Source organism: Piscinibacter sp., assembly GCF_050175855.1.
In the GTDB taxonomy this organism is placed as follows: domain Bacteria; phylum Pseudomonadota; class Gammaproteobacteria; order Burkholderiales; family Burkholderiaceae_C; genus Piscinibacter.
The window spans coordinates 1-8,344 of record NZ_JBFXIO010000229.1 but is presented as its reverse complement, the minus strand read 5'-3'; the positions used below and the strand labels follow the sequence as shown (position 1 = coordinate 8,344).

General features: G+C 71.1%; 9 protein-coding genes and 1 pseudogene. 5 read left to right on the top strand and 5 right to left on the bottom strand.

Annotation, left to right across the window (positions count from 1 at the left end; translation table 11 throughout):
- The 5 genes and pseudogenes from AB7U92_RS16695 to AB7U92_RS16675 all read left to right on the top strand — a co-directional run.
- A pseudogene (locus tag AB7U92_RS16695) lies at positions 1 to 408 on the top strand (hypothetical protein); the annotation flags it as partial.
- Between the two features lie 10 nt (positions 409 to 418).
- On the top strand, positions 419 to 895 hold the full coding sequence (locus tag AB7U92_RS16690) for a type II secretion system protein (protein WP_428579262.1): 477 nt from the start codon (positions 419 to 421) through the stop codon (positions 893 to 895).
- Positions 896 to 900: 5 nt separating this feature from the next.
- Positions 901 to 1,398 (top strand): type IV pilin protein, encoded by a 498-nt coding sequence (locus tag AB7U92_RS16685; RefSeq protein WP_428579259.1) that lies wholly within the window; start codon positions 901 to 903, stop codon positions 1,396 to 1,398.
- Entirely contained in the window at positions 1,395 to 1,940 is a 546-nt protein-coding gene (locus tag AB7U92_RS16680; RefSeq protein ID WP_428579256.1) for a type II secretion system protein, read from the top strand. Before AB7U92_RS16685 ends, AB7U92_RS16680 begins: the two co-directional genes overlap by 4 nt.
- Positions 1,937 to 2,638, top strand: a complete 702-nt coding sequence (locus AB7U92_RS16675; protein WP_428579253.1) for a response regulator — start codon at positions 1,937 to 1,939, stop codon at positions 2,636 to 2,638. Before AB7U92_RS16680 ends, AB7U92_RS16675 begins: the two co-directional genes overlap by 4 nt.
- A gap of 37 nt (positions 2,639 to 2,675) precedes the next feature.
- Here the strand turns inward: AB7U92_RS16675 and AB7U92_RS16670 are convergent, their stop codons facing one another.
- From AB7U92_RS16670 to AB7U92_RS16650, 5 genes are all read right to left on the bottom strand, one after another.
- Positions 2,676 to 4,202 carry a c-type cytochrome gene (locus AB7U92_RS16670; protein ID WP_428579264.1) on the bottom strand — a complete coding sequence of 509 codons (1,527 nt, stop codon included), beginning with the start codon at positions 4,200 to 4,202 and terminating at the stop codon, positions 2,676 to 2,678.
- Positions 4,203 to 4,204: 2 nt separating this feature from the next.
- On the bottom strand, positions 4,205 to 4,837 hold the full coding sequence (locus tag AB7U92_RS16665) for an SCO family protein (protein WP_428579250.1): 633 nt from the start codon (positions 4,835 to 4,837) through the stop codon (positions 4,205 to 4,207).
- A gap of 11 nt (positions 4,838 to 4,848) precedes the next feature.
- Positions 4,849 to 6,273: a S8 family serine peptidase gene (locus AB7U92_RS16660; protein WP_428579247.1), complete on the bottom strand. Its 1,425-nt coding sequence runs from the start codon at positions 6,271 to 6,273 to the stop codon at positions 4,849 to 4,851.
- 10 nt (positions 6,274 to 6,283) lie between these two features.
- Positions 6,284 to 6,781: a hypothetical protein gene (locus AB7U92_RS16655; protein ID WP_428579245.1), complete on the bottom strand. Its 498-nt coding sequence runs from the start codon at positions 6,779 to 6,781 to the stop codon at positions 6,284 to 6,286.
- A gap of 182 nt (positions 6,782 to 6,963) precedes the next feature.
- Positions 6,964 to 8,344 (bottom strand): hypothetical protein (locus AB7U92_RS16650; RefSeq protein WP_428579242.1); only part of this gene is annotated, 1,381 nt, incomplete at its 5' end.

The following is an 8,344-nucleotide window of genomic DNA, read 5'->3' as shown; positions in this document are numbered from 1 at the left end:
GTCGAGATGCCTGCCCTCGCCCCCAGCGGCCGCCCGGGGCAGGCGGCGGCCCAGCCGGAGACCGCTCCCAAGGCAGGCGGCGCCGGCGGCAGCCGCATCCTCAGCGGCGACAGGCCGGGCATCGATGCGGCACCCGCGGCGGCGGCTTCGGCAACGGCAGGATCGACGCCGGCCAGGCCGGGCATCAGCGTCGGCGGCGGCGCCGCTTCCGGCGCGCCCACGCCGGCCTTCGGCAGCGGCAGCGGTGCCAGCCCCGCCCTTCCGCCACCCGTGGCGACGGCGCCAATCGACCGCGGTGTGGCCCCGCCCACCGTGCGCCCCGGCCGCGCGATGGCGCCCGCCGGACCCAGCTCCCCGGCGGGCACGGCGCCGCCCGTACCGCCGACGCCGGTGGCCGACGGTGGCTGAGGTGCTCCCCATGCGCAGGCGCCCACGCGGGTTCACGCTGATCGAGCTGGTGGTCACGCTGGCACTGCTCGGCGTGCTGGCGATGCTGGCGGCGCCGATGACGGAGGCCGCGGTGCAGCGCAGCAAGGAACAGGCCCTGCGCGAGTCGCTGCGCGAGATCCGCGACGCGCTCGACCGCTATCGGCGATCCGTCGACACGGGGCTGATCGCGAGAACCGCCGGCACGTCCGGGTTCCCGGCAACGCTCGAAGTGCTGGTCACGGGCGTACCGAACGCGCAGGATCCCAAGGGCGGGCGCCTCTATTTCCTTCGCCGCCTGCCTCGCGACCCCTTCTTCCCGGACGCCGCGACCCCGGCACAGGCGACCTGGGGCCTGCGCAGCTACGCCAGCCCGCCGGACGACCCGCACGACGGCGACGACGTCTTCGACGTCTATTCGCTGTCGGCCGGCATCGGCATGAACGGCATTCCCTACCGGGACTGGTGATGCCCATGAACCGACTCCACGTCCGGCGCTCACGCGGCTTCACGATGATCGAGCTCGTCATCGTGATGGCGATGCTGGGCCTGCTGCTGTCGATCGCCCTGCCCCAGTACATGGCCACGCTCGAGCGTGGCCGCGAGCAGGTGCTGCAGCAGAACCTGGCCACCATGCGCGAGGCCATCGACAAGTTCTACGGCGATCGCGGCCGCTATCCCGACCAGCTCGAGGATCTGGTCACGCTGCGCTATCTGCGCGCCATCCCCAACGATCCCTTCACCGAGTCTCCCACCTGGATCGTCATCGCGCCCAAGGATTCGGCCATGGGCGGCGTGATCGACGTGCAGAGCACCCGCACCGATACCAATGGCGAGCCTCGCCTGGCCCCTCAGCCCGTCAACGATGCATCGGACAACCTGTCCAACCTCGTCGCGCAGCAGGGCGGAAGCAGCCAGATCGTCTCGGTGGCCACCGCGGCCTCGGCGCCGCTGACCGGGGAGGCCCGATGAAGCCGGTACGCTCGCCGCGCGCCTCGCGGGGCGTGGTGCTGATGGGCCTGATGGTCCTGCTCGCGCTGGGCGGGCTGACGCTGCTGCAGTTCGCCGAGTCGGCCGCCAGCGCGAGGCAGCGCGAGCTGGAGACGCAGCTGATCTGGGTCGGCCAGCAGTACCGGCAGGCGCTCGAGTCCTACTACCTCTCCTCGCCCGGCCGCGTCAAGCACCTGCCGGTGACCCTGGACGAACTGGTGCGCGACACCCGCTTCCCGATGCCGGTGCGCCATCTGCGCAAGCTCTACCCGGACCCGCTGCAGCCCGAGGTGCCGTGGGGCATCCTGAAGCAGGGCAATCAGGTCATCGGCGTCTACAGCCAGTCGGACGGCGTGCCGCTGAAGCAGGTCGGCCTGGGTCCGGGCCTCGAGTCGCTCGACCATGCCGGGCACTACTCGGACTGGCGATTCATCTTCGTGCCGCGGATGCCCTCCGCTCCCGTCCCGTCCTCCCGTCCTCAGATCACCGCATCGTCGGTTTCTTCCAATCCGGTATCGCCATGAGCTATCGACTACTGATCGCTGAAGACCACCCCCTGATCCGTCACGGTCTGCGCGCCGTCCTGTCGTCCAATCCGGACTTCTCGGTCGTGGACGACGCCAGCGATGGACGCGAGGCCGTGCTCAAGGCCCTGCGGCTCGAACCCGACCTCGTGCTGATGGACCTGTCGCTGCCGGGCACCAGCGGCATCGATGCCACGGCGCAGATCCGGCGGCGACTGCCGCGGCAGAAGGTGCTGGCCCTGAGCGAATACGACTCGGAGATCCACGCCGGCGAGGCGTTGCGGGCGGGCTGCGACGGCTGCGTGAAGAAGGACTGCACGCCCGACGAGATGCTGCTGGCGGTGAAGACGGTGCTCAGCGGCCGGCGCTACCTCAGCCAGGAACTCGCGAGCCTGCTGCTCGACGACATGCTGCATCCGGGCAAGTCCCGTCGCGATCTGAGACCGTGGGACACCCTGTCCAGCCGCGAACGGGCCATCTTCCGCCTGATCGCCGAGGGCGGCACCAATCGCTCGGCCGCGGCCCATCTGAACCTCAGCGCGAAAACGGTCGAGAAGCACCGCGCCAACCTGATGCGCAAGCTCAAGCTCGGCTCCGCGGTCGAACTCATGCTGCTGGCGGTGGACCTGGGTGTGGTTCAGCGGCCTGCACTGTCGCAGCGCGCCGGCGCAGGCCTGGAGTCGAGCCTGGCCAGCTGAAGCAGCGCGCGTTTCAGCGCCGCACTCCGCGCATCATTCAGCGCGTTCCCTGCCACTGCCAGGCAAGGCCGGCAGGGCGGATCTCGCCCACCCAGCTGCCCTTCGAGGCGATGCGCTGCCCCGGGCCGAGCGACAGTCGCGGGTACGGGCTGGTCGGGAACATGTTCTCCAGCCCATGCTCGAGCAGCTCGAGCAGGTATTCCGGTGTGAAGCCGAAGTCCGCGTGTGTCATCGCCTCGCCGAGCGTGGCGGCCGAGAGCATCGTGCTCGCCGTGACGTCCAGCTGCGTGTCGGGCAGTCCGTTGGCGCGTGCCCAGGCCCGTGCGCGCCGGAGCTGCCGCTCCAGGTCGGCACCGGTCTGCATGGGGCTCACCACCCAGCCGCTTCGCGTCAGGGCCGTGATCTCCGCCGCCTGCGCGGCCCCCAGCGCGTGCGCGCCGGCGAGCCAGACCACGCGCTGCTGCGGCCGGCTGGCGCGAAGCCAGGCCACGTGGGCCGCTGGCGGCAGCAAGGAGACGATGTCGGCTCCGGCGTCGCCCGGCGACGCGGCCCGCAAGCCGGCACCCGACAGCGTCTGGCTCACCAGCCGCGCGCCCGCCGGATCGTCCGGGTCGCCGCGGACCACGAACGACGATGCGCCGTGCCCCCGCAGCAGGCTGGCGGCCAGCCGGGCGTCGGCGCCGAGGCCGGCATGGAAGTGGACGCTGTAGCGATCGCCCTCGTTCGGCGCCGGCGCGTCGACCAGCGGCAGCAGGCACAGCAGGCGGTGACGCTCGCAGAAGCGGTCGACCGGCGCCCATTCCGACCGCCCCAGGCCACCGATCAGCGCGAACACCGGCCGGCGCGCCTGCAGTTCCTCGAGCTGCGCGGCCCAGGTCGAGGCGTCTCCCTCGAGCTGCCAGTGCTGCAGATCCCAGACGCGGTATTTGCGATCCTTGGCCATCTCGCGCGTGCGAAGCGACAGTTCCGCCCGGCGAACCTCGTGGCGCGACTGGCCGTTCTTCTGCTCGACGAAGCGGCGCAGCGTGCTCAGCATGGCCTCGCGGCGAGCCGGATCCACCCCCGGCACGGTGACCGTGGCCAGGTGAACGGTGTCCGCGTCGATGCCGGGCGGCGCCTGGGCGGAGAGCCGGCGCAGGTGGGCGGCGAGATCGGCGGCCTGCGCATCGTCCAGCAGGTAGCGCGGCATGGCCGGGTTCAGCACCTTGCCGTCCGGTGCGACGCCGCTGCGCAGCAGGGCGGCGAGCTTTGCCTCGTCGTAGGCCGGCCGCACGCGGTACTGCGCGGACGGCGGGAAGAAGTGGGCCACGTCGGGGTCGTAGGCCTGGAACAGCGTGGGGCCGGTGATCGGCGCCACCGCCAGACGGCCTTCGAAGGTGCCCATGCCACTCGGTCGGTGACAGTCTGCGCACGCCCTCGCCGCCTGTCCTGCGGCCGTTCGCAACACTTCCCGCCCCTCGTACAGCGCCCGGCCGCGATCGGCATCGGCCGCCAGCGCGACGCCTGCGATCCATCCCGGCAGCACCGCCGCCAGTGCGATCCGCCGCCAGCGCAGCCCTGCCATGCTCACGCGGCCTTCGGCAGCGTCTCGATCAGGGACAGCACGTCATCCGGCGTCGGAAAACCTTCGATGCGCACCCAGGGCGCCTTCTGGTCACGTCGCAGCATCAGCACGGGCGGGTGCGAGACCTTGCTGCCGCGATAGACGTCGAACAGCCGCTGGATCGCCACCATGTCGTCGAACCGGCCGGTGTAGAACTGCCAGTCGGCGCCGGCGCCGAACTTGCGCGCATAGCCGCGCAACTGCTCGGGCGTGTCGTTGGCCGGGTCGATCGTGATGCTGGCGAGTTGCAGCTTGCGCCCTTTGGCGGTCAGCTTCTGCTGGACCTCGGCGAGCACGGCGGTGATCAGCGAGCACGATGTCGAGCAGGTCGTGAACACGAAGTTCACCACCAGCGGGTTCGTGTTGGCCAGCTCGCGGTCGAGCGTTCGCGGGGTGCCCTGCATCGTCGTGAGCGGGATCGCGGGCAAGGGGTCGACCTTGGGTCGCCGCACCTGAAGGTGCTTCCTGGAAGGCTCGTCGTTCGTGCCGCCGTGGGCGAGCACGCCCCGCGGTCGCAGGCCGGCCAGCGCCGCACCCGCAGCCAGCAGCGCGACCAGGCTGCGGCGCCGACCCCGCACCCGGGCGGTCGTGTTCATGGAGGAGCGGCTCATTGCGGACGTTCGGCGCTGCCGTCCGCGGCCAGTCCGAGCGCGCGCAGCAGCACCGGCCGACCTTCCGACGTGCCTTGCAGCAAGGTCTCGCGCTCCAGGACAGCCATCTTCGGCTTCGCCTGCGACAGCAGGGCCAGCTCGCCGGCCACGACCGCAGCGGCATAGGACGTGCCGGAGACCGCCGCGGTGACCGGGATGCCCGGAATGGCGAGGTCGGTGGTACGCACCAGTTCACCGGGCGCCAGCAGATCCGGATAGGCCCGGGCATCGCAGGCCGAGACGCCGCGGCTGGTGTAGAGCGCCATCTCCCCCGCGCTGTCGAGCGCGCCGACAGCCAGTACGCCGGCATTGTTGGCCGGGCTGACGCTGGAGTTGTTGGTCGGCCCGCCATTGCCCGCAGCGAAGACGACATGCATGCCGGCGGCGCGCAACCATCCCAGGTCGCGCGCGAACTCCGTGTCGCACGTGCCGGCCCGATCGCCCAGCCCCCACGCGTTGAGAACGATCTGCGGCGCATCGGGCGTGGCCGGATTGCCGTCGGGGTCGAGCAGCCAGGCCATGATCCTGTGGATCTGCGACATGCGCCCGACGTTGCCGTCGTCGTAGATGCGCGCCGCGATCCAGCGCGCCTGCGGCGCCACGCCGAGTGTCTGCCCGCTCGCGCCGGCGCCGACCACCAGGCCGGCCAGCTGGGTGCCGTGGCCGTGCCTGTCGATCGGCCGCTTGTGCTGACCGTGCACATCGAACCAGTCGGCGCTTCCACCGCGGAAGCTGCCGGCCAGGTCGCGGTGCGTGGCGTCCACGCCCGAATCCACGAAAGCGACGGTGACGCCCTTGCCCGTGAAGCCCGCCTTCCACGCTTGCGGCGCTCCGACGCTCTGCACGGTCAGCGACGCCGCCAGCGCCAGGTCGAACGCCGCGGCGTCGACCGTCGTCGCGGGCTTGGCCCCCTCGCGGCAGGCCTTGGGAAGCCGCTGGCGCGGCGTGGGGCGCGCCGGCCTGCACGGATCGGCCATGGCCTTGCGCGACGGCGCCACCAGGCCGATGTCGTAGCGGATGCTGGCGACCTCGGGGCGCCGCGCGATCTCGCGGATGTCCTTGGCGGCCAGCCGCGCTGCGACGGCGTTCACCGTCACGAGGGCGTTCACCTCTTCGGCATGTCGGGCAGACAGGTCCTGGAGCAGGGGAGCCTGCAGCGGCTTGTTGAAGGCGCGCAGCGCCTCGACGATGCGGCCGCCGCGCTGCGCCGCCGGCACCTCGGCGAAGCGCTTGCCGAGCTCCGCCGGATCGGCCTGCTTGGCCAGGTGGATGATCACCGGATAGCGGTGTGCCCCGATGTCGCGCGCCAGCCGCGCCGAGATGTCCGGATCGATGGTGGCGGCACCCGCGGCCGCGCACCACGCCGCGGCACCCGCCGCCACCGCCAGACGTTCAGCGAACCACCAAACCCTTGAGCACTGCGTCGCCTGCATAGAGTGTCACTTTCTCGCCCACCTGGAGCCTGCGGTCCGGGTTGGCAAACAACATGAAGTAGACCTTGCCCGTCTGCACCGGATGACGGGGCGTTGCGGTCTGGCGAAGGCTGCCGATCTTCGGCGCCTGCGGAACGTAGTAGCGGTCTCCGGTGCGCTCGTTGACGAGCACCGGCCGGATCTTCTGGTCGACCAGCACGGCAGACTTCGCCGGATCGGTGACGCGGTAGCGCAGATCGATCATGAAGCTCTCGGCCGTCAGTTGCAGCCCGACGAACTGGATGCCGAGGTCTTCCAGCGTCTTCTCGCGGGCCGCTGCCGAGGCGGGCGCGGCCACCGCCGCGACGGGTGCGGCCGCCACGACCGTATCGGCCGCATTCGCGCTGCCGGCGGCACCGAGCACTGCGACGGCCGCGAGGCGTGCCAGCCAATGACGGCAAGACGTTGAATCGATCATGGGCCGTGTCGAGAGTGTTCGCATCGGACTCATCTTCGCGAGGGCCCCGGGTCGGAACAACCCCCGGGCTGCATGCTGGCTCGCCCCCTTGCCTTAGCCCTGCTTAAGCTCGCGACGCGGACGTCGCGTCAAGAAGAACGGCGCCGCCGCTATCGCGGTGGCGCCGCAGGCGATGAAGCCGCTCAGGGTGTCACGTTGACGTAGACCACCGCCGCGTTGGACGTCGCGCCCTGGTTGTCCTGCACGGTGTAGGTGATCCTGTACTTGCCGATCGAGCCGTTGGCGTTGAGGCAGTTGGTGTTGCAGGTTCCCAGGAGCGACGAGCCCTGGAAGACCAGGCTCGGAGCGCCACCCAGGACAGCCGTCCCGCTGCGCGGCTTGAAGTTCACGACGGTACCGGTCGCATCGACGGTCGCCGTCGCCTCGGTCCAGTTGGTGACCAATGCCGAGGGGCTGCCGCCCAGCGGGATGTCCGCGCCCGCGTTGTCGACCCGCGTGACCGTCGCCTGGAACGACATCGGCACGACCGTGCCATCGGCATCGCTTGCGGCAACCACGCCGGTTGTGGCCGTGGCGCCGGAGCGGGCATAGGGCAGCGCCAGCGGACTCGGCGTTGCGGTCTGGAAGCTGAGGAATGTGCGCTGCAGGCCGTTCTTCAGATCGATCACCCGCGGCGCGGTGACGCTGTAGCCGTCCTGCGCCACCGGCGGCGCGTTGCCGGCGGGCACGGTGATGTGCACCGTCGTCGTCGCGGCCGATTGCAGGTTGAACGGGTCACGCGACTTCACGTCGAAGGTCAGGTCCTGCGCCGAGGCGGTCTGCGTGCCCGACCAGGTGAACGCGCCGCTGGGCTGCAGCGACAGCCCGGCCAGCGGCGAGCCGACCACGAAGGCCGACAGGGCATCGCCATCGCCGTCGACCGGCGCCGCACCCAGCACATTGCCGGACGCCAACGCCGCCTGGGGGTTGCCCGAGGTCGGTGCGATCGTGGCCGCGAAGGTGCCGCCCGTCGGCGCCGGCGGCGCATGGTTCACGCGCAGGTTGAAGGCCTGCGTCAGGGTCGTCGTGCCGTTGGTCGCATTCACCGTCACGGCATAGGTCTCGGGGGCTGGGTTGCCCGCCGGCACGGCCCAGGAGATCCAGCGGTAGTTGGCCGCATCGCCCACCGGGTCGTTGCCGACGGTGGCGCCGGCCAGGCCCGTCACGGAGAACTGGAAGCCCGAGTTGGCACCGATGCGGTTGCCCAGGATGCGCAGGCGGAAGGTGGTGCCTTCGTTGGCGATCTGGTTCGCGATCGGATCCAGCGACGCGATCGTGCTCGGGTCGGAGCGGATCACGCGCGCCACCTGCCCGCTCAGCGCCGTGCCGCCGGCGCTTTCGGTGCCGTCGCGGCGGTCGAACAGCGCCAGGGTCGGTGCGCCCGTGGCGGTGGAGAGCGTCACGTCGGCATCGGTCGTCTTGCCGGCCGGCACCATCAGGCTGGCCTGGATGCGCGGAGCCGGGTAGCTGTAGCCGTCCTCGCCCATGATCTTCCAGGTGCCGCTGTTCAGCGAGAGCACGCGG